Source organism: Frankia sp. CgKIO3 (assembly GCF_977946435.1).
Window position 1 is genome coordinate 1 of record NZ_CDWTMO010000050.1, and the last position, 22,761, is coordinate 22,761.

The window sequence follows — 22,761 nt, forward strand, 5'->3', positions numbered from 1 at the left end:
CGTACGAGAAGAAGCCGGCCGCCGTTGCCATGACTCCCGCCGATCTCGACACGGCCCTGTTCGGACCGGTGCCGGCCGCCCACTGCCTGGTGGCCACCGCAGACCACCCTACCGGCGACTCCACCCCACCACAGGTCGTCACCCCACCACAGGTCGTCGGCTTCGCGCTCTGGCACCCGACCTTCTCCACTGGGACCGGCCAGACCGGGATGTACCTCGTTGATCTGTTCGTCCGGCCGGGCCACCGCCGCCGTGGTCACGGGCAGGCCCTGCTCACCACTCTCGCGGCGATCTGCGCCGACCGCGGCTACCGGCGCATGGAATGGGCGGTACTGGACTGGAACGCCCCGGCGCAGGCGTTCTACCGCTCCCTCGGCGCGGGGCCGATCGAGGGCTGGACGACCTGGCGCCTGGGCGCCGGCGCCATCACTGCACTGGCCGGCGTCGGTGCCGGCAGCGCTGCGGCCGGCACCGCCAGAGCCGGCACTACCTGAGCCGCACCGCCAGAGCCGGCGACGGCCAGACAGGCCGGATGCAGCAGCTTACGATCACCCGACCTGCGGTACCCATCGGCGGCTGGGTACGGTGGAGTCGGTGGCCGCCGCCCGGCCGCCGACGGAGCGGAAACCATCCGCCCATGCGGGACGTCATGGTCGGGAGCGGAATACTCGACCCGTCGACGGGTGGGAGAGGAACCGCCGAGAATATCATCATCTGATCGATCTTGGTCGGCAGGACACCCGCGAGGCGCCGTCCTCGCACGACGCAGGCTCTTTGGGGGTAGGAACGTGGATCCGACGCCTTCGACCGGCGGCGCGGAGAACTCCGACACCATCGACAGCCAAACCGCCCACTCAGGCGGCCTACGCGACGTGGTTGCGCTCACCCTGCCCGCCGCGAGCGCCTACCTCACCGTCCTGCGCACGGCGACGGCCTCGCTGGCGGCCCGCCTCGACTTCACTCTCGACGACATCGAGGATCTCCGGATCGCCGTGGACGAGGCGTGCGCCCTGCTGCTCGTCTCGGCCGTGCCGGGTTCCTCGCTGGACTGCACGTTCACCCTCTCGCCGGGGGTAATGCACGTCTTGGTGACGGTCGAGAGCCTGGACGGCGAGCAGCCCTCCGAGGACACCTTTGCCTGGACCGTGCTCAAGGCGCTGGCGGGCGACGTGCAGACCTCGACGGGCCCGGGGTCGCGGGTGAGCATTGCCCTGCAGAAGCGCAGGGGCGTGCGCGCCAGCCTCGGTGAGCCTCCGGCCGGCCACGTCCGGGGGTCGGGTGCGTCCAGAGAGACTCCATTGGGCGACACGGTAGGTACGTCGTGACGTCGACCGGGAGAACTCCGACCCCACCGCGCACGGTACCTGATCACGACGTATCCGGTCGCGACGCATCTGATCATGACCCGGTGTCCACCGTGGACCCGGTAGCGGCGTTGAGTCAACGGGGATCCGTGCTCGACGACCACCCGGGGATCGACAGCGATCTCGGCCCCGAGGTGACGACCCAGGCACTACCGAACCCGGCGGTGGACGGTACGGCGATCGACGGGGAGAGCGATCGGCCCGACCGCGCGCATTCGCCCGACCGGGCCTTGGCCCGCACGCTGTTCGTCCGCCTCGCCGAGCTACCCGAGGACGATCCCGAACGCTCCGCCGTCCGCGATCAGCTCGTCCGGATACACCTGCCGCTGGTGGAGTACCTCGCCCGCCGTTTTCGCAACCGGGGCGAGCCGCTCGACGACCTCATCCAGGTGGCCACCATCGGATTGATCAAATCGGTGGACCGATTCGATCCGGAACGTGGGGTGGAGTTCTCGACCTACGCCACCCCGACCATTGTCGGTGAGATCAAGCGGCACTTCCGGGACAAAGGCTGGGCCATCCGGGTCCCCCGCCGCCTTCAGGAGCTCAAACTCTCCCTGACGAAGGCGACCTCCGAGCTCTCCCAGACGCTGGGCCGCTCCCCCACGGTGCGTGAAATCGCCCGGCATCTGCAGATGAGCGAAGAGGACGTCCTCGAGGGGCTGGAGTCGGCGAACGCCTACTCGGCGGTCTCCCTCGACGCGCCGGACTCCGGCGACGACGAGGCACCCGCCGTCGCGGACACCCTCGGCGTCCAGGACGAGTCCCTGGAGGGCGTCGAGTACCGCGAGTCCCTCAAGCCGCTGTTGGAGAAGCTCCCGCCGCGGGAGAAGCGCATCCTGCTGCTGCGGTTCTTCGGCAACATGACCCAGTCCCAGATCGCGACCGAGCTCGGCATCTCCCAGATGCATGTGTCCCGGCTCCTGGCTCGGACGCTGGCCCAACTGCGGCGCGGCCTGCTCGAGGACGGCTGAGCGGACCCGTCACCCGGTCCCGCCGCCGCGCCGAGGCGGGACCGCCGGCCCGAGCCCACCGGCCAGCAGCAACGCGACGACGATGACAAGGGGCACGACGAGCAGCGGGATGCCGTAGCCGTAGCGGCCGGACTGCACCAGCCCCCACGCCACCGGCAGGCACAGGATCTGCACGACCAGGGTGGGCGAGCGGAAGGATGCGCCGTTGCGCAGCACGCCTCCCGCGAGGACCGCCACACCGAGCCCGCCGACGATGGCGAGCACCCCACCGCTCTCGGCACGACCCACGTCGTCGATGTCCGGCCCGAAGCCGCGCAGCACCTGCAGGATTCCGAGGGCCAGCAGGGTCAGCGCCTCGATGGCGAGCAGGACGGACGCCACCCGAGTGGGCACGGACGCCGCGCGAGCAGCCTGCCGCAGTGTGCCGAAGCGGCCGGCCGCCGGCTGATCGGGATGACTCGTGGATCCCATATCCCCGACACTACGTTTCCGGGGCCGTCGGCGTTCCCGGGGCCGTCGGCCAGTGCCCCCGGGGACCCTCCGGACGGTGTCCACCGCGCCATCACCCGTCGCACTTCGCGAGGTGTCCGCCGGATTCCAACGGTGTGAGAGTTTTCCCAGCCGGCGACCCGGATGACCAGGCGGACTACGGTGGAGGCATGCGAGGGCTGTTGGTCGTCAACCCCGTCGCCACTGCTACGACCGAACGTGTTCGTGACGTCCTCGCCAGCGCGCTCGCCGCGGACCTCGCCCTGGAGACTGTGGTCACCAAGGGGCGGGCGCACGGGGTGGAGCTGGGGGCCAGAGCGGTCGAACTCGGCGTCGACGTGGTGATTGCGCTCGGTGGGGACGGTACCGTCAACGAGATCATCAACGGACTGCTCCAGAACGGTCCGGTACCGGGCGGCCCAGCGTTCGCCGTGGTCCCGGGTGGCAGCACCAACGTCTTCGCCCGCGCGCTAGGCTACTCTGCGTCACCGGTGGAGGCGACCGGCGAGCTGCTGCGCGCGCTCCGCGAGGGCCGCACCCGGCGGATCAGCCTCGGCCAGGCTCAGTACGGCGACGAACGGCGCTGGTTCACGTTCTGTTTCGGCATCGGTCTGGATGCCCAGGTCGTCGCGCGGGTCGAGGAGAAGCGTGGCGAGGGCAGGCGCAACACCGCCGGCCTGTTCCTGCGGACCGCGGCGGGTCAGATCCTCCACGGCACCGACCGCCGCGGTTCGCCCATCACCCTGACGACCACCGACGCCGGCTCGGCCCTCGACCCCGGGAGCACCGACCCAGCGGGCGGGCGGGCCGAGGAGCACATCGCCTTCTGCATCGTCTGCAACACCCGCCCGTGGACCTACCTCAACTCCCGTCCCGTCCTCGCCTGCCCGGACGCGTCCTTCGACACCGGTCTGGACCTTCTCGCGCTGCGGCGGGTGCGGTTGCCCAGCGTGCTGTGGGCCGCCTCGCGGATACTCACCGACGGCGAGGGTCCGCGCGGTCGCAACGTGGTGCGCCGCCACGACACGTCGTCGATTCGCTTCTCCACGGACACACCCCTGCCGGTGCAGATGGACGGCGAGTATCTCGGGATGTTCTCCGAGGTGCTGCTGACCCACCATCCGCACGCGCTGCGCGTCGTCGCCTGACGGCTGCCCGCCCGGGAGAATGTCCGCTCAGGCGTCGAGCGCCGTGGTGGGGGTCCCGTCCGGCCGGGACAGTGCCTGGCGGATCTCCACGGGGTCGTCGCAGATCGCCCCGGTGACGCCCGCGTCGCGGATCCGCCGGGCGTCCTCGACGCTGGTCACCGTCCAGGTGATCAACCGGACGCCGGCCTCGCGCGCCCGTCCAGCCGCGTCGGAGGTGCCGAGCACCGCGCTGGTGTGCACATGCAGTTCGGTGTGGCCCGCCGACCGTGCGTAGGCGAGGCCGCCGCTCACCGACATCCGGGGCATGGTGAGGAACGCCGTCGTGACCGCGAGGCCGGCGTCACGCACCGCCTCGATGGCGAACCAGTCGAACGACGACACCGTGATGCCGCCGGCACCGGCGTCGAGGTCGGCGGCGTCCGGCCGGCGGCCGGCCCATCCCCGGGCCCGCAGCGTCTCGGCGAGCCGGCGCGCGGTCTGCTCCCGGGGTGCGTCGAAGTCCGGCTGCCCGGGCTGGTTCTTGATCTCACAGATGAGCCGACCGCGACCATCCCACACGTCAAGGATCTCATCGAGCAGGGGAATGCCCCGGGCCCGCAGCGCCGCCGTGGTCTGCCGGACCACCGCCCGGCCGGCGGGGCGGGACAGCCGCGCGTCGTGCACGCAGACCAGGTCGCCGTCCGCGCTGCGCCGCACGTCGACCTCGACACCGTCGGCGCCCACCCGCAACGCGGCATCCACCGCCTCGACCGTGTTCTCCGGGCCGGGAACCCTGCTGCCACGATGACCGAGAACCTCCATGCTCCAACCCTGCCAGCTCCGGCGGCGCGAGCGGGTCAGATCGGGCCGGGATGACGGCGCACACCGGCGCCGGAGCAGCCCTCAGACAGCCCTCGGGCAGCCCCCGGACAGCACAGAACGGATCCATGACCGACTGGCCTGACATCGGCGGCTTGATCGCCGAGGATCCGGGCCGCCCACCGGCCGCACCGGTGACGATCGGTGCGACGGAGTGTGACATCCCCTGGCAATCGGGGCTCCCGTGACACTTCGGCCAGCTAAGGAGACGGTCGCCCCCCGTGGTCCGCCTGTGTCCCTGCCGGACAAGTGCAGGCCAGCCAGGCTGTGAAGAGGCTTGCAGGTTCTTGCGCCGTTGCCTGTTCGGGTGGGAGGGTGGCGAATGTCCGAGGTGGATGCACGTGCACCCGGGCTCACCGACACCCGGCAACCCGCTCTACGGCCCGCCGCCGAGGCCGAGCAGACATCCTGCTCAATTTATTTTCACCTCGGCACAACCGTAGCGGCTCACAAAGCGTCTCATGTGCAGTGTGGCCCGAGACGAGAGAGGGAGTTGTACGCATGGACTGGCGCCACAGAGCGCTCTGCCGTGACGAGGATCCCGAGCTCTTCTTCCCGATCGGTACAACCGGTCCGGCGGAACGCCAGGTCGAAGAGGCAAAGGCCGTTTGCGCGCGGTGCGCAGTCACGAGTGACTGCCTCAACTGGGCACTGGACACCGGGCAGGACTCCGGTGTCTGGGGCGGGATGAGCGAGGACGAACGCCGGGCGCTTAAGCGCCAGGTCCGACTCCGGGTTCGAACCGCCTGACCGCAAGACCGTCCCCGACGGCGGGCCGACAGCGCCCGAGGAACCGGCACCACGTCCCGGGTCCGAACAACAACACCCGCTCGCGGCAGGCCCTGCCCGCCGGAACCGGCACCACCGGCATCCACCGGCGGACCACAGTGGTCGCCGCATGAGGTCATGCCACAACCCGTACCGCAGCACGGGGGTAGCTGGCAGCAGCATCGGCCGTTCTGTCCGCGCGCCCGCCGCAGCAATGCGGCGCGACGCGGACGGGGCGGCCGTAATGTTTTCCGCCCCCGACCGCGCCTCCCGGCGATCGGGCCCGCTCAGGCGAGCCACCGCCCGGGACGCTCCCGACCCGGGCCCCCACGAGCACGCCACATCGGCACGACGGCCATGGACGAGGGACACATCTTGGGGGATATCCCCTCCCGGGCACCCTAAACACTCAACTTTCAGAAAGTGGGATCGACAGGAGCGCCTCCGTCCCGCACTCTGGACCGGCTTGGAGCCGGATGGTGCCGTGCATCTCGCCCAGCACCAGCTGGCGGACGATCTGCAACCCCAGCCTTGGCGAGTGCTCGAGCTGGAAGTCCTCGGGCAGCCCGGCACCGTCGTCGGCCACGACAACATCAAGCCGGTCTGCCAGGCGGCTGACCCGGATCTCGATGAAACCCGCCGAACCGTCGAACGCATGTTCTACAGCATTCTGTAGAAGTTCGGAAAGCACAAGAGCCAACGGGGTGGCGAGTTCGCCGGGAAGCCGCCCGAACGACCCGGTCCGGCGGGTGTTCGCCCGAGCCCCGGTGGAGGCCAGATCCACCGTGACCGAGGTGATCTGGTCGGCGATCTCGTCGAACGGCACGCTCTCCCCCAGACTCTGGGACAGCGTCTCGTGCACGACCGCGATCGAGGTGACCCGGCGCACCGACTCCCGCAGCGCCGAGCGCGCCTCGTCGGCCTTCGTCCGCCGCATCTGCAACCGCAGCAGGGCGGCTACGGTCTGTAGATTGTTCTTGACCCTGTGATGAATCTCACGGATCGTCGCATCCTTACTCAGCAGCAGCGCCTCGCGGCGACGCAGCTCGGAGACGTCCCGGACGAGCACCAGCACCTCCCGGGTCGCCCCGGGGAAGAGCGGGATCGCCCGCAAGAGCACCACCGTGCTCCCGACCGCGGCTTCCACCTCCACCGGCCGACGCCGGCCGAGCGCGTGCCAGACCGCCGGGGTCGCGGCGGACAGGTTCAGCGCCCGGTGCACGGAGCGGAGGTCCTCGCCCGTGACATTGCCGGTGTAGCCGAGCCGGCGGTACGCCGAGAGCGCGTTCGGGCTCGCGAAGATCACCTTTCCGGCGCCGTCGAGCCGCATCATGCCGTCGCCCACCCGGGGGGACTCGGGAAGCTCCGCCGAGCTGCCGCGGAACGGAAAGGCGCCCTCGGCGATCATCAGGGCCAGGTTGTTGGCACCCTGCAGATAAGCCGACTCCAGCGCGCTCGGCGTCCGGGTGGTCGCGAGGTTGGTGTCCCGGGCGAGGACGGCGATCACCTCGTCACCCCGCCGGACCGGGATCGCCTCGGTCCGCACCGGGACCCCGCCGTCCCACTCGGGCTCGCCCTCCCGCGCGATCCGGTGTTCCCGCCAGGCGTTCTGGACCACCCAGCGATTGATCACGACGCTGCCGACCTCGTCGTTGTGGTACGCGGTCGGACCGGTGGTGGGACGGACCTGGGCCACGACGAGGAATTCGGCTCCGCTGGCGTGGCCGCCCCGACTGGCCCCCGAGCCGGAGCGGATAGGCACGAGCAGCAACAGATCAGCGAAGGAGAGGTCGGCGAGCAGAGCCCAGTCCGCGACGAGCGCGTGCAGGTGGTCGATGTCGTCGTCGCTGAGATCCGTGCTCGCGCGCAGCATGTCGGCGAGGGTTCCCACGGCTCGCAGACTGCCAGACCGGCCGGGTTCGTGAGGTGGCGGGCACCCCATCACAGTGGTCGATACCCGTACGCTGGCCGTCGTGACCGTCGATGATGCCGCGGCGGCCGCGCCGCTCGCCTGGCTCGCGGGCCACGCCCGGGCCCGGGTCGCCGCCGGGCTGCGCCGCGAGCTACGCCCGCGGGGCGGCCCGGACAAGCCGGGCGCGGGCGTGCTCGTCGATCTCGCGGGCAACGACTACCTCGGGCTCGGTCGTTATCCGGCGGTCGTCGACGGCGGGATCCGCGCCCTGCGCGCCTGGGGTGCCGGGGCCACCGGGAGCCGGCTCGTGACCGGGACGACCGCGTTGCACGGGGAGCTGGAGAACGCGCTCGCCGCGCACGCCGGATTCGCCTCGGCCCTGGTCTTCTCCTCCGGCTACACGGCGAACCTCGCGGTGGTCACCGCCCTGGCCGGCCCCGGCGACCTGGTCGTCTCGGACGCGCTGAACCACGCCTCGATCGTGGACGCCTGCCGGCTGTCCCGGGCGGACGTCGTCGTGACGCCGCATGCCGATGTGGCCGCGGTCGCGGCGGCCCTCGCTGGACGCCCCTGGCGGCGGGCACTCGTCGTGACCGAGTCGGTGTTCTCCGCGGACGGCGATCTCGCCCCGCTGACCGAACTGCACGCGGCCGCCCGGGCCCACGGAGCGGTCCTGGTCGTCGACGAGGCCCATGCGCTTGGGGTGGTCGGGCCCGCCGGTCGTGGGGCACTCGCCGCCACAGGCCTCGCCGGGAAGCCGGATGTGGTGGCGACGGCCACCCTGTCCAAGGCGCTGGGCGGCCAGGGCGGTGCGGTGCTGGGCGGGGTGGCCGTGCGCGATCACCTCATCGACACCGCCCGCAGCTTCATCTTCGACACCGGCCTCGCCCCGGCGAACGTGGGCGCCGCGCTGGCCGCCCTGGAGTTTCTGGGAGCCCACCCGGAGCTGCCCGGCACCGTCCGGCGCCGGGCCCGTCAGCTCGCCGACCTGACCGGCGCGCCGGATCCCGCCGGGGCCGTCGTCTCGGTGATCATTGGGGATCCCGAACCCACGACCGCGGCCGCGGCGACCTGCCGCGGGCACGGGGTGGCCGTCGGCTGCTTCCGGCCACCGACGGTGCCGGTCGGGACCAGCCGGCTGCGCCTCGCCGCCCGGGCCGATCTCACCGATGCCGACCTCGCGATCGTCACCGACGCGCTGGCCGCCGCCGGGGTCCTGGCCCGATGACGGTCCTAGCCCGATGACGGTCCTGGTGGTGACCGGGACCGGCACCGGGGTCGGCAAGACGGTGGTGACGGCCGCGATCGGCGCGCTCGCGCACGACCGACGCCGCGCGGTCGCGGTGGTAAAACCGGCCCAGACCGGTGTCGGCCCCGGCGAGCTGGGTGACGTCGACCTCGTCCGCGATCTGACCGGGATTACCGACGTCCACGAGCTGGCCCGCTACCCCGACCCGCTCGCTCCGGCCACCGCCGCCCGCAGGTCCGGGCACCGGGCCGTCGACCTCGACGAGCTCGCCGCCCGGATCGGCATACTCGCCGACAGCCGCGATCTCGTCCTCGTCGAGGGCGCCGGCGGCCTGCTGGTCAGCTACGACGCGGGCGGCGCCACCCTCGCCGACCTGGCCCGGGTGCTGCGGGCGCCAGTGCTCGTCGTGACCGCCGCGGGCCTAGGCGCTCTGAACGACACGGCGCTGACCCTGGAGGCGCTGGCGCACCGCGGCCTGGACCTCGTCGGTGTGGTGGTCGGGTCCTGGCCGGCCGAACCGGACCTGGCCTGCCGGTGCAACCTCACCGACCTGGAAAGCCTGGCCGCCCGGCCGCTGGCCGGCGTCCTCCCGGCGGGAGCCGGCCTGCTGGCCCAGCCCGAGTTCCTAGCCGTGGCGCGTGCCTCGCTGCAACCGGCACTGGGCGGCACGTTCCGTGCCCAGGAGTTCAGGGCTCGCTACGAGACATAACCACCATGCTCGATGGTGTTCGGGGCTCGATGGTGTTCGGGAATCCGGCCCCACATCCGCGCGCCGGTTCGACAATGGGTGCGCATGCACCTGGGTGCATGTGCATCAGTCCCTACCACGATGCCCACCGCCACCACGCATCCACCGCACCCACCGACCCTCGTCTGGAGACCCCTGTGACTGCATCCGTGACCACGTCCGTGACCGCGCACCCCACCGCACCTCCACCTGCACCGGCGTCACCGCGGCCGCCGGCGGACCAGGACGGTGCCGGCATCCTCACCGTGGCACGGCGCGAGGTCCTCGAGGGCGGACAAGGGCTGGACGAGGCCGACGTGCTCGCCGTGCTCCGGCTCCCGGACGAGACGCTGACCGATCTGCTCGCCCTGGCCCACGAGGTGCGGATGCGCTGGTGTGGTCCGGAGGTCGAAGTGGAGGGGATCGTCAGCCTCAAGACCGGCGGATGCCCGGAAGACTGTCACTTCTGCTCGCAGTCCGGCAAGTTCGACTCGCCGGTACGGTCCGCCTGGCTGGACGTGCCCTCGCTCGTTGACGCCGCCCGGCAGACCGCGGCGACAGGCGCCACCGAGTTCTGCATCGTCGCGGCCGTGCGGGGCCCGGACGCCCGGCTCATGGCGCAGGTGCGGGAGGGGGTCGCCGCCATCCGTGCGGCGGTCAACATCAACGTCGCCTGCTCGCTGGGCATGCTGACCTCCGCGCAGGTCGACGAACTCGCGGCGATGGGTGTGCACCGTTACAACCACAACCTGGAAACGGCCCGCTCGCACTTCCCGAACGTGGTCACCACCCACAACTGGGAGGAGCGGTGGGAGACCTGTGAGATGGTGCGGGCCGCGGGGATGGAGCTGTGCTGCGGCGCCATTCTGGGCGTCGGCGAGAGCCTCGAGCAACGTGCCGAGCTCGCCGCCCTGGAGCCCGACGAGGTTCCGCTGAACTTCCTCAACCCGCGGCCGGGGACGCCCTTCGGGGATCTTCCGCTGGTCGAGCCGCGTGACGCGCTGCGCGCGATCGCGGCGTTCCGCTTCGCCATGCCGCGCACGATCCTGCGCTACTCCGGCGGACGCGAGATCACCCTGGGTGATCTCGACGTGCAGGGGATGCTCGGTGGTATCAACGCCATGATCGTCGGAAACTATCTGACGACGCTGGGCCGCTCCGCGGAGGCCGACCTGAAGATGCTGGCCGAGCTGAGCATGCCGATCAAGTCCCTGCAGGCCACCCTCTAAGCCCCCCATCCGTTCCGCTTCAGCGCTGGTTCGTGCCCGGCTGGTTCGCGCCCGGTGCTGATGCTCCCGTTCGCGCAGGAGGTGGACCTGCTTCACACGTGGATGCGTCTCTACCCGCCCTGGTCACCGACGATAACCGGCGGCTCTGGCCCCGGCAGGACTGGTCCCGACATGAACCCGACGCCGCAGCCCGAGTCCGGTGGTCGGGCGCGCAGCGGTCTTCGTACGCCTCGGCCCGGGTGGCCGGACCCGCCGGCACTCGGCCGGGGCCAGGATCGCGGTCGGCGTGACGACGGTGGACGTGACCGACGAGCTCAGACCGAGAGCAGCCCATGCTCCGCGCACCGGGCCGACCAACCCACCGGGGTGACCTGGACGACCATCCGCCGCCGGCAGGCTCGACAGTAGCGGGGTGGCTCCAGCTCGCGGGCCCGCCGGCACGCCTCGTGGCTGCCCACACTGGCCAGCTGACCGCAACGGTCACAAAACGCGGCGTCCATAATGGGCAGCTTAGGACATCGCCTGAGGCATCGGATCCCTCAGCCGCTATCCCGCCGGACAAGGACGATCAGGCGGTGGGGAGCGGCTCGACCACGGCGATCAGGTCACCGTCCTGGACGACGTCGCCCTCCTGTACCGCGATCCGGGCGACCGTCCCGCCGTCCTCGCTGATCACGGGGATCTCCATCTTCATGGAGTCGAGGATCACCAGGGCGTCACCAGCGCTCACCGGGTCTCCCACACCGACGACGACCTTCCAGACGTTGGCCACCATCTCAGCGCGGACTTCCTCGGCCATCAGGCTCCCTTCAGCGGCGGTGAATCTGGCAAGAGCGTAGTGTGCCGAGGCTGTCCGACCAACGTCCCTGGGCCCCGGATGTATCCGGGCCGGCACGCTGGGACGACGCGACCGCCCGGTGCTGGGACTGTCGCTCATAACGCCGCACACTACGCATGTGCTCGTACTTCTGGTGCTGACCCTGCTATGCGGTCTGGGCGTCGGCCTCGCCCACGGCGGAACTCTCGGTGCCCTCGCCCGCATCCATGTCTCCCGACCATGGCTGCTCGCCGCGGCGGTCCTGGTGCTCGCGATCGGCCGACTCGTGCCCGCCCTGCACGGCCCGGCGTGGATCGCGGCCGCCGTGGTCACAGCCCTGTTCGCCAGCGCGAACAACCGCCTGCCCGGACTCGGTCTCCTGGTCACCGGTCTCATCTCCAACGCCGCCGTCATCACCGCGAACGGCGGCCAGATGCCGGTGTCGCGGTGGGGGGCCGACCGCGCCGGTGTACCGATCTCCGACATCCTGGCCTCTCTCCGACATCCTGGCCTCGGCATTTCACACGCCGGCCGGGGACGGTACGACCCTGCGCCTGCTCAGTGACATCATCCCGCTGCCCCTGCCCTGGACGCCCGCGGTCGTCAGCGTCGGCGACGTGGCGATCGCCGCAGCGCTGGGACTGTTCGGAGCGATAGCCCCCGCAGGCGTGGCGCACGTTGCAGGCCCGCCGCCATGCCAGGGCGGTGCAGTCCCCGGCCCGCGGGAACCTCGGCGATGGCTCACCGGACGGGTTCGGCGACGCCGACGAGGACGAGGGCCTCGACGGACCCGCCGGTCACCTCCCGTCGGCGCGGACTGGCACGATGACTGCACGTCGAAGCGGAACGGAGGAAGATTCCTGATGGCGAAGAAGAAGCGCAAGCGGCGCGCACGGGCGAAGAACAAGGCCAACCACGGCAAGCGCCCGAACACCTGAGCCACCCGGCGGGCCGTGGCTGCCACGGCCCGCCCCCAGGCAGCCCGATGCTCCACCCGGCCCCAGCTACTCCGGCCGGTACTCGGCGGCGTCGATCTCCACCCGGGCGGCCCGCAGCCGGGCGAGCAGACTCGCCCGCAGCGACTCGGGCGCCCGCTCCCCGCCGCACTTGCGGGCGACGAGCATCTTCACCTCGTGCTCCACCCCGAACTCGCGCAGGCAGGGAGAGCATTCGTCAAGGTGGGCCCGAATCAGATTCTGCTGCCCGCCCTTACACTCACCGTCGAGATACAGAAAGACCGCGTCGAGTACTTTCCGGCAATCGATCTCGTGTGGACCGCCGCAGCTCACGACGCACCGCCCTCGCCGTCGGCGGAACCGGCCGCCACGAGCCCACGGTCCAAGGCATACTTCTCCAAGGACTTCCGCAGACCCCGGCGACCGCGGTGCAACCGGGACATCACGGTCCCGATCGGCGTACCCATGATCTCCGCGATCTCCTTGTAGGCGAAGCCCTCGACGTCGGCGAGGTACACCGCCATGCGGAAGTCCTCGGGCAGTGCCTGCAGGGCGTCCTTGATGTCGCTGTCCGGCAGGTGTTCCAACGCCTCGGTCTCCGCGCTCTTGAGCCCACTGGACGTATGCGACCCCGCCTCGGCGAGCTGCCAGTCCTCCACCTGCTCGGTGGGGCTCTGCAGCGGCTGGCGCTGCCGCTTGCGGTACGTGTTGATGAACGTGTTCGTCAGAATCCGGTAGAGCCAGGCCTTAAGATTCGTGCCCGCCTGAAACTGGTGGAAGGCCGCGAACGCCTTGACGAAGGTCTCCTGCACGAGATCCTCCGCGTCGGCGGGATTACGGATCATGCGCAGGGCTGCCGCATACAACTGGTCGAGGTAGGGAAGGGCGTCCTGCTCGAAACGGGCGCCTCGCTCCTCGGTGGTCTCGTCGACCAGGATCACTTCCTCACCGTCATGCTCCCCGGCGGCCCGCCCCGCATCCACCATACCTGACCGGGCGACATGCGACCGTCCTTCCAGAGCGGACGATACCCCGGCCAAAGCCGGGGCGCGCATCGGCGCGACGCTCGGCAAAAGCCAGGCGGCGGCGGTCCGCGACTGCGCGGACCGCCGGCCGGTGCTGCTCCCAGGAGTCATGAAGCCTCCACGACGTCGTCGGGCTGCCGGTTAACTGTCGGCTGACTGCCCGCACAACCGGGTCAGCCCGCGGATGATTCCCGCAGCTGGCCCCGCAGCCAGAATGCGCCGGCCCGGGCCGCTTCGGCCACGGCCTCGCCGGGCGGACGCGCATCCTGTCGGCGGGTCCGGAAGGAGTGGTCGGCTCCCGCGACGAGATGGACCTCGCGGCCGAGCTCCGGATCGGGCACCGATCGCCCGAAGGAGTCCCGCTCGCCCTGGACGACGAGCACCGGGACGCCCGCGCCGTCAAGTTCGTCCTGCCTCGACGGCCTGGTTCTGCCTGCCGGCGTGGTTCCCGGTGGCTGGAGCGGGAAGCCGAGGGCGAGCACGCCGCACGCCTCGAGCCCGGCCGCGACCCGCACGGCCACCCGCGATCCCATCGAGGCGCCGGCGAAGGCCAACAGGCGCGGTGGGCCCAGCGCCCCGACCGCGGCGATCGCGACCGCGTCGAGCCGGGCCGGCCGGTCCGGCGCCCGCCGTCCGGCGACGCGGTACGGCATCTCCAGCCGCGCCACCTGCACCCCGACAGAGGTGAGATATGCCGCAAGTTGTACGAAAAGCGGCGTGTCCGTGCCAGTCCCGGCTCCGTGCAGGAAGAGCACCGTCGACTCCGTCGTGCCGGGAACCACCAGCAGCCGCCCGCCGTCCACAGCTGTGGGCGGTCCATCACCCGGGACCTGCCCGGGGCCGGCGGCGGTGGACGGCGAATCCGGCGCGCATCTATCCGCGCGAACGGGGAAGGACACGACGTGGTCGAGCCTGGAATCTGTCAGACTTCCGCCTTGAGTGTGTGACTTACCTCGCATCATCGCCCCTCGAAGGGTAGGAACGTTTCATGCCGCCTGGCCCCGACGCCGATCCGGGTCCGTCTCGCGGACGAGCGAACACCCTGGTCTGCGAGGCTCCAGCCAACAGTGACGACCCATACTGGGCGTTCTACGAAGAGGTCGCGGCGGTCCAGCTCCGCGAATGGCTGCCGTCCCGGCCCACGCGGGTGCTCGACGTCTCCGGCCCGCGGGCCCGCTTCGCCCGCCAGATGGTGAGCACCGGCCATCAGGTCGTCCGGGTGGTCACCAGCGCCCTGTCGCCCGATCCGGGGAGCGGTCCCGGGACGCTTCTGCCGGTGGTGGGAGACGCCCGCTCGCTGGACTGGTTCGCTCCCGGTTCCTTCGACGCCGTCCTCGCCGAGGCTCGGGCGCTGTCGTTCTGCCTCGCCACCGAGACCATCCTGGAGGAGATCCACCGGATGCTGCGGCCGGGCGGCCAGCTGCTGCTCTGCGTCGACTCCCTGCTGCTCGGGCTCGCCCGGCTCGCCGAACAGCACCGCTGGGCGGAGCTGTCCGACGTCCCGCGGGCGGACGTGGTGCTCGTGCCGGCGGAAGACGGAACGATCACCCGGTGTTTCTGGCCTGAGGAACTTCGGGCGCTGCTGACCAGCGCAGGGCTCGACGTGGACTGGATCCGCCCGCGCACCGTGCTCTCCGCAGAGGCGGTCAAGCGTGCGGTCGCCGAGGCCGTCTCGTGCTTCCCCACCCTGGTACGCACGGAGGTGGAACTCTCCGCCGAGCGTGAGGGTGAGTCCATCGGCATCCATCTCATCGCCTCGGCCCGCCGGTCCGCCTAAGATCCGGCGCGACGGTCGGTCCATGCGGGCCAGGGGGCGAGGCGTTCGAGGGCGGCCGCGATTCCCAGGAGCCGGGCCTCGTCCCCGTGCCGGCCGACGATCTGGAGGCCAACCGGGCAGCCGTCGTCGGTGAATCCGGCGGGGACACTCACCGCGGGGTGGCCGCTGAGGTTGAACGCCCAGGTGAGGCTCACACTCCGGGTCTGGCCGGGGCCGCTGTGCGGATGCGGCCGGTTCGGCGTGGTGGGCGTGATGATCAGATCGACCCGGGCCAGGATGGCCGCGAGCCGGGCGTCGTTGTCCTCCCGCGACGCCGCGCTGCTCCGGTCACGGCGGCCGCGGTCCACCGGGGCAGTGGCCGTCGTGACCGCGGTGGCCGTGGCCGCGGTGGCCGCCCGCAGCGCCGTCCACGCCTCCTCCGGATCCTCCAGCTCGACGGGGACCGCACGCCAGGTCAGCGCACCGGCGCGGACGAGACGCTCGGCGGCGGCGCGGCTGACCGCCACCACCTCCGGCTCGGGGGTGGCGAATCCGAGCGTCGCTGACCAGGCGGCACCCGGCACGCGATCCGCGCCGCGCGGGCCGGCCGCGGGGCGCGACCCGGGGTCGCCGAGGACCATCTCCAGCCAGGCCTGGGCGTCCGCGACCGTCCGGGTGATCGGACCGGGCACGGTGAACCCGGCCGGGTCCCGGGTAGGCAGCCGTCCGTTCGTGGGTTTGAGGCCGACCACTCCACACCAGGCCGCCGGGAGGCGGGTGGAGCCGGCGCCGTCGCTGGCCGTGGCGAGCGGGACGATCCCCGCCGCCACCGCCGCGGCCGAGCCGGCCGACGATCCGCCCGGGACGCGGTCGACCCGCCACGGGTTGACGGTCGGGCCACGGCTGGTGTGGCCCCAGGTCTGCCAGACGTGCGCGGCCCGCACCGGTACCGCGGTCATTCCGATCGCGACCGCTCCCGCCGCGATCAGCTTCTGGGTCACGGGGGCGTCGACGCCCTCCCCTGCCTTGACGGCGACGGGCACGCCGGCGAGGGGCAGGTCCGCACCGCGAGCCAGGGCGCGTTGCACCGCGCTGGCCGTGCGCCCGGCTTCCTCCGGCCAGAGCTCGGTGAAGGCCCGCAGGACGCCGTCCACCGCGCGCAGGCGGGCGAACGCGGCATCGACGGCCTCCTGCGCGGCGATCTCACCGCGACGGACCAGGTCGGCCACCACCACCGCGCCGCACGACGGATAGGCACGCTCAAAGGATCTTCTCGTCGCCACCCGGCCTCCCGCCGCGCCCGCCCGACCCGACCGGCACCCGACCCGACCGGCGGGAATCGGGTGCCGGCCGGCGCATGTCGCGAGGACGCGGTTGACCCGGGCCGTCGTCCGGCATGCTGTCATGGTGAGCATCCTGACGGGTACCGAAGCCACCGGAACGCAGTCCGATCCGTGGCCGGCTCCACTCGCACGGCAACCGGTCGAGGCCGTCGTCGCGGTGCCCGGCTCGAAGTCCGGCACGAACCGGGCACTCGTGCTCGCCGCGCTGGCGAATGGAACCTCCCGGCTGCGGGGTGCGCTGCGCTCCCGCGACACCCTGCTGATGGCCGGGGTGCTGAGGACGTTGGGTACCGAGGTATCCACCGAGGGGCCCGACTGGGTCGTCCACGGCCACCCGACGCCGAGCGCCGCGCGCGCGGAGTGCGGAAACGCGGGCACCGTGGCGCGCTTCACCCCGGCGCTGGCCACGCTGACCCGCGGCGATGTCGTCTTTGACGGAGACGCGCGGATGCGCGAGCGCCCACTCACCCCGCTGCTCGGCGCGCTGCGCGAGCTCGGCGCCGAGATCGACGGCGACCGAATGCCCTTTACCGTGCACGGCCGAGGGCGGCTGCGCGGCGGCGAGGTGATCGTGGATGCCTCCCACTCCAGCCAGCTTGTCTCGGGGCTGCTCCTCGCCTCCCCGCGCTACGACACCGGGGTGACGGTCGTCCACCGCGGGTCCCGGCTGCCATCGGCTCCCTACCTGGACATGACCGTCGCGGATCTACGGGCCGCCGGCGCCACGGTCGAGGTCGACGCCGTGCGCTCCCCCGCAGCCGGCCCGGTGGCGGGCACCCGGCGCTGGCGCGTCGAACCGGGCAGGCCGACCGCCGCGGACCGGACCATCGAACCGGACATGAACAGCGCGGCGGCCTTCCTCGCGGCGGCGGTCGCCACCGGCGGGCGGGTGGTGATCCCGGACTGGCCGGAGTCGACCGAGCAGCCCGGCCGGCTGCTGCCCGATCTGCTGGTGGCGATGGGAGGCACGGCCCGGCGCACGCCGGCGGGCCTGGAGATCACCGGTGGCGGCGCCGTCCACGGGATCGACATCGATCTGTCCGACTTCGGGGAGGCCGCTCCGACACTGACCGCGCTCGCCGTGCTCGCCGACTCGCCGTCACGGCTACGGGGCATCGCGCACCTGCGGCTGCAGGAGACCGACCGGCTGGCCGCCCTGGCCCTCGAACTCGGTCGCCTGGGCGCACGGGTCACCGTCACCGATGACGGGCTAGCGATCAGTCCGGCGCCCCTGCACGGCGCCCGGCTCGACCCGCACGCCGATCACCGGCTGGCGATGGCCTACGCGGTGGTCGGCCTCGTGGTGCCCGGGATCGTCATCGACGACATCGCGACGACCGGCAAGACGGTGCCGGACTTCCCCCGGATGTGGACGGCGATGCTGGCCCGATGAGCGGCGCGACGCGACGCCCCCCGGGCCGGGCCGGCGGCCCCCCGGGTCCGACCGACGGCGCCGGCGGCTAGTCCGATGGCCCGCGAGCTGGACGAGGACGACGTCCGGGTCCGGCCGGGCCGGGGATCGCGCCCCCGGACCCGGGACCGGCCCGACCATGCCGAGGCGGTTGTGGCGGTAGTGGTGGGCGTCGACCGCGGCCGGTACACCTGCCGACTCGACGCGATGGCCGACCGCCTGGTCGCGGCCGTGCGCGGTGGATCGATGCGCCGGACCTCCGTGATAGTCGGTGACCGGGTGGCCCTCGTGGGGGATGTCTCCGGGGCGGCGGGCCTCCTGGCGCGCATCGTCCGCCGCGAGGAACGCACGAGCGTCCTGCGGCGCACCCCCGACGACAGCGATCCGGTGGAACGCCCGATCGTCGCGAACGCCGACGTCCTGGTCATCGTCTGCGCGGTCACCGATCCGCCGCCGCGGCCCGGCCTGATCGACCGGTGCCTGGTCGCCGCCTACGACGGCGGGCTCTCCCCGGTCCTGTGCCTGACCAAGACGGATCTCGCGAATCCGGCACCGCTGGTCGAGCTGTACCGCCCGCTCGGGCTCCCCGTCGTGACCACGCGCCCCGGTGGGGACCTGCACGCGCTGCTGGAGCTGCTGACCAATCGGGTCAGTGTGCTGTTCGGGCACAGCGGGGTCGGCAAGTCCACCCTGGTGAACCGGCTAGTGCCGGCGGCGGACCGGGCGATCGGCGAGGTCAACGCCGTGACCGGCCGCGGCCGGCACACCTCGTCGGCCGCTGTCGCACTGCTGCTGCCCCAGGGGGGCACTGTTGTGGACACCCCGGGTATCCGGTCGTTCGGGCTCGGCGCGGTGTCCCCGGAGCGGGTGCTGCGGGCCTTCGAGGACCTCGCCGCGGCCGCCGCGCACTGTCAGCCCGGATGCGAGCACCTGGCGCCGTCCCCCGACTGCGCCCTGGACTCGGCGGTGCGGGACGGCCATGCCGACGCTGCCCGGCTGGCGAGCCTGCGCCGGCTGCTCGGCGCCTGCGGAGCATCGCCTTGATCGCAATAGATCGGGAGATTAGTCACACTCACCCCGCCACCCGGTGCCCGCCGCCCGGGACCACCGACGCGCGGTGGGGCCCGGCTCGTAGTCTCGCAGGCGTGACCCCGCCTAACCCCACCTCCGTGAGCATCGAACCGACCGCGGACTCCGACACCGTCGCCATCGCCGACGATCTGGCCCTCGCGCTCAGCCTCGCGGACGCCGCCGACCGGATCACTCTTTCCCGATTCCAGGCAGTAGACCTGCATGTCGAGTCGAAGCCGGACAACACCCCGGTCTCCGACGCCGACACCGCCGTCGAGTCCATGATCCGCGAACGGCTCGCTGTGGCCCGGCCGGGCGACGCCGTGCTCGGCGAGGAGGAGGGTCTCGTCGGATCGGGCGCCCGCCGGCGCTGGATCCTGGACCCCGTCGACGGCACCAAAAACTTCGTGCGCGGCGTGCCCGTCTGGGGCACCCTGCTCGGGCTCGAGGTGGACGACGAGATGGTCGTCGGGGTCGCGAGCGCCCCGGCGATGAGCCGACGGTGGTGGGGAGCCCGGGGCACCGGTGCCTTCACTCGCGACGCCACCGGCGACACCCGTGCCCTGAAGGTCTCCTCGGTCGCCAGCCTGGGTGACGCCTTCCTGTCCTTCGCCTCCGTCGAGGGCTGGCAGACCGCCGACCGGCTGGAGGAGTTCCTCCACCTCGCCGGCCAGGTCTGGCGGACCCGCGCCTACGGCGACTTCTGGTCACACATGATGGTGGCCGAGGGCGCCGTGGACCTCGCCTGCGAACCCGAAGTGTCGCTCTGGGACATGGCCGCGCTCCAGGTCATCGTCGAGGAGGCCGGCGGCCGGTTCACCGACCTGGGCGGACGCCGGGGACCGGGACACGGCACGGTGCTCACCACCAACGGGCATCTCCACGACGTCGCGCTGCAGTCGTTCAGCGGCTCTTCATGATCGGTTTTGCGCATCGTGGTTCTCCCGCCCCCGGCCAGCGGGAGAACTCCCTGCCCGCGTTCCGTCGTGCCCTGGCCGGCGGGGCGAGTGGGCTGGAGTCGGACGTCTGGCTCACCGCCGACGGCGTTCCGGTCCTGCATCATGACGGTGTGTTCGGCCCGCCCGGGCGGCGTCGGCGGATTCCCGACCTGACCGCCGACCGCCTGCCGGGGTGGCTGCCGACCCTCGCGGAGTTCTACGCGGAGCTGGGTACGTCCTTCGAGTTCAGTCTTGACCTGAATGGCCCGCCAGGCAGTTGGGCGGACGCGGCGGCGGCCGTCGCCGTCGCCCGCGAGGCCGGTGGCGGCGAGGCGGCGAGGCGGCTGTGGCTGTGCGGCGGGCTCACGGACCTCGCGAAATACCGACCGCTGGATGACGATGTCCGGCTGGTGAACTCGACGTCGATCCGCGATATCGTCGCCGGTGGCGGAATGACCGCGTACGGCGATGAACTCCGGGCCGTCGGAGTCACCGCCCTCAACCTGCGCGCGCGTGAATGGACCCCGCCCCGGGCCGGCATCGTCGGTGTTCTCCACAACCTGGGTATCGCCGTGTTCGGGTGGGATGCGCAACGAACAACCACACTGACCCGGCTAGCCGGATACGGGCTCGATGCGGTCTACAGCGACCATCTACGCCGGCTGGTACGCGTGACGGGTGCCACCCGGGCATAGCCAGCAGGGGTGCCCGGCGACGCGACTGTCGTAGGTGCGCCGAGGTCAGACGAATTGGGTAGCCAACCAGGCGAAGTCGTTGATTCAGTTGTGCGCAGAGTGACGCGACTCCGGCACACCGTCATATAACTGCTGGTTAGGATAGCGTCGCGCAGGCTATAGCCGGCGTCACCCTCGAGCGCCAGGGAAAGATCGGTTCCCCGAACCTGCGGATTGACCCACGAAAGGGATAACACTCACTCCCGCGCCGGCGGCCGACGATGGCGCACCGTGGCACTTTCTTGGCACCGGGATGGCGGGAGGCTGCACTCAGTCCTCCTCTGCGACTTTCAGCATCTGCTCCGGAAACCCGGTGCGTTCCGCCACATGCTCGACGGAGTATCCCTGTCGTACCAGGTCACGAGCCTGTTCCAGGGTCCAGCCCCGACCGGGGTCGACCCGGCGGACAACCACCTCACTCGCCTGGCGCCGTTCCTGGGGCCAGCTGAGTCGTGCACGGCGTGCCAAGGGTCGACCTCCGAGATTTGAGAGGACTTTGATGTTACGCCACCAAGGATAGGCCATATTGACGCCGGCCTGCCCGTTGAACTCCACGATAGCGGGTGCCGACCAGTTAATGCAGACCCGCGCCGGAAGACAGCGCATCACGCGAAGACCCTGGCCCGAACAGGCGACACGGCAAGAGGTACGAGAGCCCTTGATCCTCGGCTGGCCGGATCCATCGGTGACCGGGAAGACCTTCCGCGAGAGCGGTTCAGCCGAGAACGGCACCGACGCATCTCGCCGGGCGACTTCCCGCAAGGCATGGCTATGGATGGCCAACTGGGTCGTCGATGCATAGCGGGTCCACCCCGATGCGACGGGTCACCTCGGTGAACGTATAACGGCGGATCCCGGCCCCGCCATGGCCGGCGGCCGTGCCCGTTTATCGGCTCCGGGTGAGGCCACGACCCACGGCTTCCGCCGGGGTCGAACGCGCGCCCGACGGCTGGGCGGCGGCCCCGGATGCTTCCGTGGTCCTGGTCGAGCGGCCGTGCTCACGCAGCATCACCCGCCACTGCTGCGGGGAGTGACTCGCCGGCCGGGTGGTCGCCAGAAAATCCTCGAGAACCGCCCGGAAGCGTTCGGGGTCAGTGTGATGGGGGAAATGCCCGGCACCAGCGAAGATCTCCAGGCGGCTCCCCGGCATCGCCTCGTGCGCCATCCACGCGTGCTCAGCCGGGATGACGGCATCCCGGTCACCCCAGACGATCAGCGAGGGCATCCCAGCGGCGAGGTAGCACCGGTCCAGCATCGTGATGGACTGCCCATGCCCGTCCACCGCCGACCGTAGCGTGCGCAGGAACGCCGCCCGCGCGGTGGGTACGCCCAGCGAGTCGAAGACGTTCAGGAGATCGTCGGCGTCCCGCCCGAGATCGGTGTGCAGCAGGCGCAGCGCGTGCATTCCGGCCCAGCCGGCGACCCGCACCGGCGGCATGCCGATCAGGGACAGCAGCGCCCCGGCTCCGGGCACGGCCGCCGCCCGCAGCGCGGGATGCAGGTGTGGCCCGACCCCGCCGGTGGCGACCAGCACCAACCGCTCGCAGCGCTCCGGGAACTGGTAGGCGAACTGCATGGCCACCCCGCCGCCCAGCGAGTGCCCGACGACCGTGGCGCGCTCGATCCCGAGGATGGTGAGCAGGTCACGCATCCCGCACGCGTAACCGGCCACCGAGTAGTCACCGCGCGGTTTGTCCGACTCCCCGTGTCCCAGCAGGTCGGGGGCGATGGCGGTGTGCCGGCGGGCCAACTCCGGGATGATCGAGGCCCAGGTGCGCGCGTTGTCCCCGATGCCGTGGATGAGCAGCAGAACCGGGCCGCGCCCGGCCCGCAGATAGCACCGCCGGTACCCGTGGACCGTGACGAAGCGGGAGGTCAGCGGGCTCACCCGGGGCACGCCGTAGGCACGGCCGCCTTCGGTGCTCGTCATCCCGTCTGCCGATGCCACGACCGAGGCTGGATTCTTCCTCACTCGCCACCACCCACCCGCGA

25 protein-coding genes are annotated in these 22,761 nt (G+C 71.6%); 15 read left to right on the plus strand and 10 right to left on the minus strand.

The window, feature by feature from the left end:
• From AC08OJ_RS08145 to AC08OJ_RS08155, 3 genes are all read left to right on the plus strand, one after another.
• Positions 1 to 494, plus strand: a 494-nt coding sequence (locus AC08OJ_RS08145) for an N-acetyltransferase family protein (RefSeq protein WP_476595424.1), incomplete at its 5' end; no start/stop codon positions are given.
• A 294-nt stretch (positions 495 to 788) separates the two neighbouring features.
• Positions 789 to 1,325 (plus strand): ATP-binding protein, encoded by a 537-nt coding sequence (locus AC08OJ_RS08150; protein ID WP_476595425.1) that lies wholly within the window; start codon positions 789 to 791, stop codon positions 1,323 to 1,325.
• The gene (locus tag AC08OJ_RS08155; RefSeq protein WP_476591623.1) at positions 1,322 to 2,338 is read left to right on the plus strand and encodes an RNA polymerase sigma factor SigF; all 1,017 of its coding nucleotides are present in this window, start codon (positions 1,322 to 1,324) and stop codon (positions 2,336 to 2,338) included. The genes AC08OJ_RS08150 and AC08OJ_RS08155 overlap by 4 nt, the downstream gene beginning before the upstream one ends.
• 9 nt (positions 2,339 to 2,347) lie before the next feature.
• Here the strand turns inward: AC08OJ_RS08155 and AC08OJ_RS08160 are convergent, their stop codons facing one another.
• The gene (locus tag AC08OJ_RS08160; RefSeq protein WP_462186224.1) at positions 2,348 to 2,809 is read right to left on the minus strand and encodes a hypothetical protein; all 462 of its coding nucleotides are present in this window, start codon (positions 2,807 to 2,809) and stop codon (positions 2,348 to 2,350) included.
• A gap of 188 nt (positions 2,810 to 2,997) precedes the next feature.
• On the opposite strand from AC08OJ_RS08160, the gene AC08OJ_RS08165 reads away from it, so the two are divergent.
• Positions 2,998 to 3,975: a diacylglycerol/lipid kinase family protein gene (locus AC08OJ_RS08165; RefSeq protein ID WP_476591622.1), complete on the plus strand. Its 978-nt coding sequence runs from the start codon at positions 2,998 to 3,000 to the stop codon at positions 3,973 to 3,975.
• A 27-nt stretch (positions 3,976 to 4,002) separates the two neighbouring features.
• On the opposite strand, the gene AC08OJ_RS08170 is transcribed toward AC08OJ_RS08165, so the two are convergent.
• Positions 4,003 to 4,776, minus strand: a complete 774-nt coding sequence (locus AC08OJ_RS08170) for a glycerophosphodiester phosphodiesterase (protein WP_476595426.1) — start codon at positions 4,774 to 4,776, stop codon at positions 4,003 to 4,005.
• A 558-nt stretch (positions 4,777 to 5,334) separates the two neighbouring features.
• On the opposite strand from AC08OJ_RS08170, the gene AC08OJ_RS08175 reads away from it, so the two are divergent.
• Complete coding sequence (locus tag AC08OJ_RS08175) at positions 5,335 to 5,583, plus strand: WhiB family transcriptional regulator (protein WP_011438134.1); 249 nt, start codon at positions 5,335 to 5,337, stop codon at positions 5,581 to 5,583.
• A gap of 427 nt (positions 5,584 to 6,010) precedes the next feature.
• Here the strand turns inward: AC08OJ_RS08175 and AC08OJ_RS08180 are convergent, their stop codons facing one another.
• Positions 6,011 to 7,474 carry a sensor histidine kinase gene (locus tag AC08OJ_RS08180; RefSeq protein ID WP_476591627.1) on the minus strand — a complete coding sequence of 488 codons (1,464 nt, stop codon included), beginning with the start codon at positions 7,472 to 7,474 and terminating at the stop codon, positions 6,011 to 6,013.
• 100 nt (positions 7,475 to 7,574) lie between these two features.
• On the opposite strand from AC08OJ_RS08180, the gene AC08OJ_RS08185 reads away from it, so the two are divergent.
• From AC08OJ_RS08185 to bioB, 3 genes are all read left to right on the plus strand, one after another.
• A complete protein-coding gene (locus AC08OJ_RS08185) occupies positions 7,575 to 8,741 on the plus strand; it encodes an 8-amino-7-oxononanoate synthase (protein WP_476591620.1) in 1,167 nt (388 codons plus the stop codon).
• A gap of 13 nt (positions 8,742 to 8,754) precedes the next feature.
• Complete coding sequence (gene bioD / locus AC08OJ_RS08190) at positions 8,755 to 9,471, plus strand: dethiobiotin synthase (protein WP_476591619.1); 717 nt, start codon at positions 8,755 to 8,757, stop codon at positions 9,469 to 9,471.
• 188 nt (positions 9,472 to 9,659) lie between these two features.
• A complete protein-coding gene (bioB, locus tag AC08OJ_RS08195; RefSeq protein WP_476591618.1) occupies positions 9,660 to 10,718 on the plus strand; it encodes a biotin synthase BioB in 1,059 nt (352 codons plus the stop codon).
• 314 nt (positions 10,719 to 11,032) lie between these two features.
• Here bioB and bsaP read toward each other — a convergent pair whose 3' ends face one another.
• Positions 11,033 to 11,218, minus strand: coding sequence for a biotin synthase auxiliary protein BsaP (gene bsaP, locus AC08OJ_RS08200; RefSeq protein WP_076806814.1), 186 nt, complete (start codon positions 11,216 to 11,218; stop codon positions 11,033 to 11,035).
• A 68-nt stretch (positions 11,219 to 11,286) separates the two neighbouring features.
• A complete protein-coding gene (locus tag AC08OJ_RS08205) occupies positions 11,287 to 11,517 on the minus strand; it encodes a biotin/lipoyl-binding carrier protein (protein ID WP_462186220.1) in 231 nt (76 codons plus the stop codon).
• A gap of 157 nt (positions 11,518 to 11,674) precedes the next feature.
• Here AC08OJ_RS08205 and AC08OJ_RS08210 point away from each other — a divergent pair, with 157 nt between their 5' ends.
• Together AC08OJ_RS08210 and AC08OJ_RS08215 are read left to right on the plus strand one after the other, a co-directional pair.
• Positions 11,675 to 12,100: a DUF5317 family protein gene (locus AC08OJ_RS08210; RefSeq protein WP_476591617.1), complete on the plus strand. Its 426-nt coding sequence runs from the start codon at positions 11,675 to 11,677 to the stop codon at positions 12,098 to 12,100.
• Between the two features lie 298 nt (positions 12,101 to 12,398).
• Positions 12,399 to 12,473, plus strand: a complete 75-nt coding sequence (locus AC08OJ_RS08215) for a 50S ribosomal protein bL37 (RefSeq protein ID WP_369807823.1) — start codon at positions 12,399 to 12,401, stop codon at positions 12,471 to 12,473.
• Positions 12,474 to 12,539: 66 nt separating this feature from the next.
• Here AC08OJ_RS08215 and rsrA read toward each other — a convergent pair whose 3' ends face one another.
• The 3 genes from rsrA to AC08OJ_RS08230 form a co-directional block, all read right to left on the minus strand.
• Positions 12,540 to 12,824, minus strand: a complete 285-nt coding sequence (gene rsrA / locus AC08OJ_RS08220; protein WP_476595427.1) for a mycothiol system anti-sigma-R factor — start codon at positions 12,822 to 12,824, stop codon at positions 12,540 to 12,542.
• Entirely contained in the window at positions 12,821 to 13,627 is an 807-nt protein-coding gene (locus AC08OJ_RS08225; protein ID WP_476591616.1) for a sigma-70 family RNA polymerase sigma factor, read from the minus strand. Before AC08OJ_RS08225 ends, rsrA begins: the two co-directional genes overlap by 4 nt.
• A 62-nt stretch (positions 13,628 to 13,689) precedes the next feature.
• On the minus strand, positions 13,690 to 14,319 hold the full coding sequence (locus AC08OJ_RS08230; protein WP_476591615.1) for an alpha/beta hydrolase family protein: 630 nt from the start codon (positions 14,317 to 14,319) through the stop codon (positions 13,690 to 13,692).
• Between the two features lie 185 nt (positions 14,320 to 14,504).
• Here AC08OJ_RS08230 and AC08OJ_RS08235 point away from each other — a divergent pair, with 185 nt between their 5' ends.
• A complete protein-coding gene (locus AC08OJ_RS08235; protein WP_476591614.1) occupies positions 14,505 to 15,293 on the plus strand; it encodes a methyltransferase domain-containing protein in 789 nt (262 codons plus the stop codon).
• Here AC08OJ_RS08235 and AC08OJ_RS08240 read toward each other — a convergent pair.
• Positions 15,290 to 16,555 (minus strand): amidase, encoded by a 1,266-nt coding sequence (locus AC08OJ_RS08240; RefSeq protein WP_476591613.1) that lies wholly within the window; start codon positions 16,553 to 16,555, stop codon positions 15,290 to 15,292. The two genes, AC08OJ_RS08235 and AC08OJ_RS08240, sit on opposite strands and share 4 nt — an antisense overlap.
• A 121-nt stretch (positions 16,556 to 16,676) precedes the next feature.
• On the opposite strand from AC08OJ_RS08240, the gene aroA reads away from it, so the two are divergent.
• From aroA to AC08OJ_RS08260, 4 genes are all read left to right on the plus strand, one after another.
• Entirely contained in the window at positions 16,677 to 18,008 is a 1,332-nt protein-coding gene (gene aroA, locus AC08OJ_RS08245) for a 3-phosphoshikimate 1-carboxyvinyltransferase (protein WP_476591626.1), read from the plus strand.
• A 75-nt stretch (positions 18,009 to 18,083) separates the two neighbouring features.
• A complete protein-coding gene (gene rsgA, locus AC08OJ_RS08250) occupies positions 18,084 to 19,070 on the plus strand; it encodes a ribosome small subunit-dependent GTPase A (protein WP_476591612.1) in 987 nt (328 codons plus the stop codon).
• A 101-nt stretch (positions 19,071 to 19,171) separates the two neighbouring features.
• On the plus strand, positions 19,172 to 20,017 hold the full coding sequence (gene hisN / locus AC08OJ_RS08255; protein WP_476595428.1) for a histidinol-phosphatase: 846 nt from the start codon (positions 19,172 to 19,174) through the stop codon (positions 20,015 to 20,017).
• A complete protein-coding gene (locus AC08OJ_RS08260) occupies positions 20,014 to 20,730 on the plus strand; it encodes a glycerophosphodiester phosphodiesterase (RefSeq protein ID WP_476595429.1) in 717 nt (238 codons plus the stop codon). Before hisN ends, AC08OJ_RS08260 begins: the two co-directional genes overlap by 4 nt.
• Positions 20,731 to 21,655: 925 nt before the next feature.
• Here AC08OJ_RS08260 and AC08OJ_RS08265 read toward each other — a convergent pair.
• Positions 21,656 to 22,699, minus strand: a complete 1,044-nt coding sequence (locus tag AC08OJ_RS08265; RefSeq protein WP_476595430.1) for an alpha/beta fold hydrolase — start codon at positions 22,697 to 22,699, stop codon at positions 21,656 to 21,658.
• Positions 22,700 to 22,761: the final 62 nt, after the last annotated feature.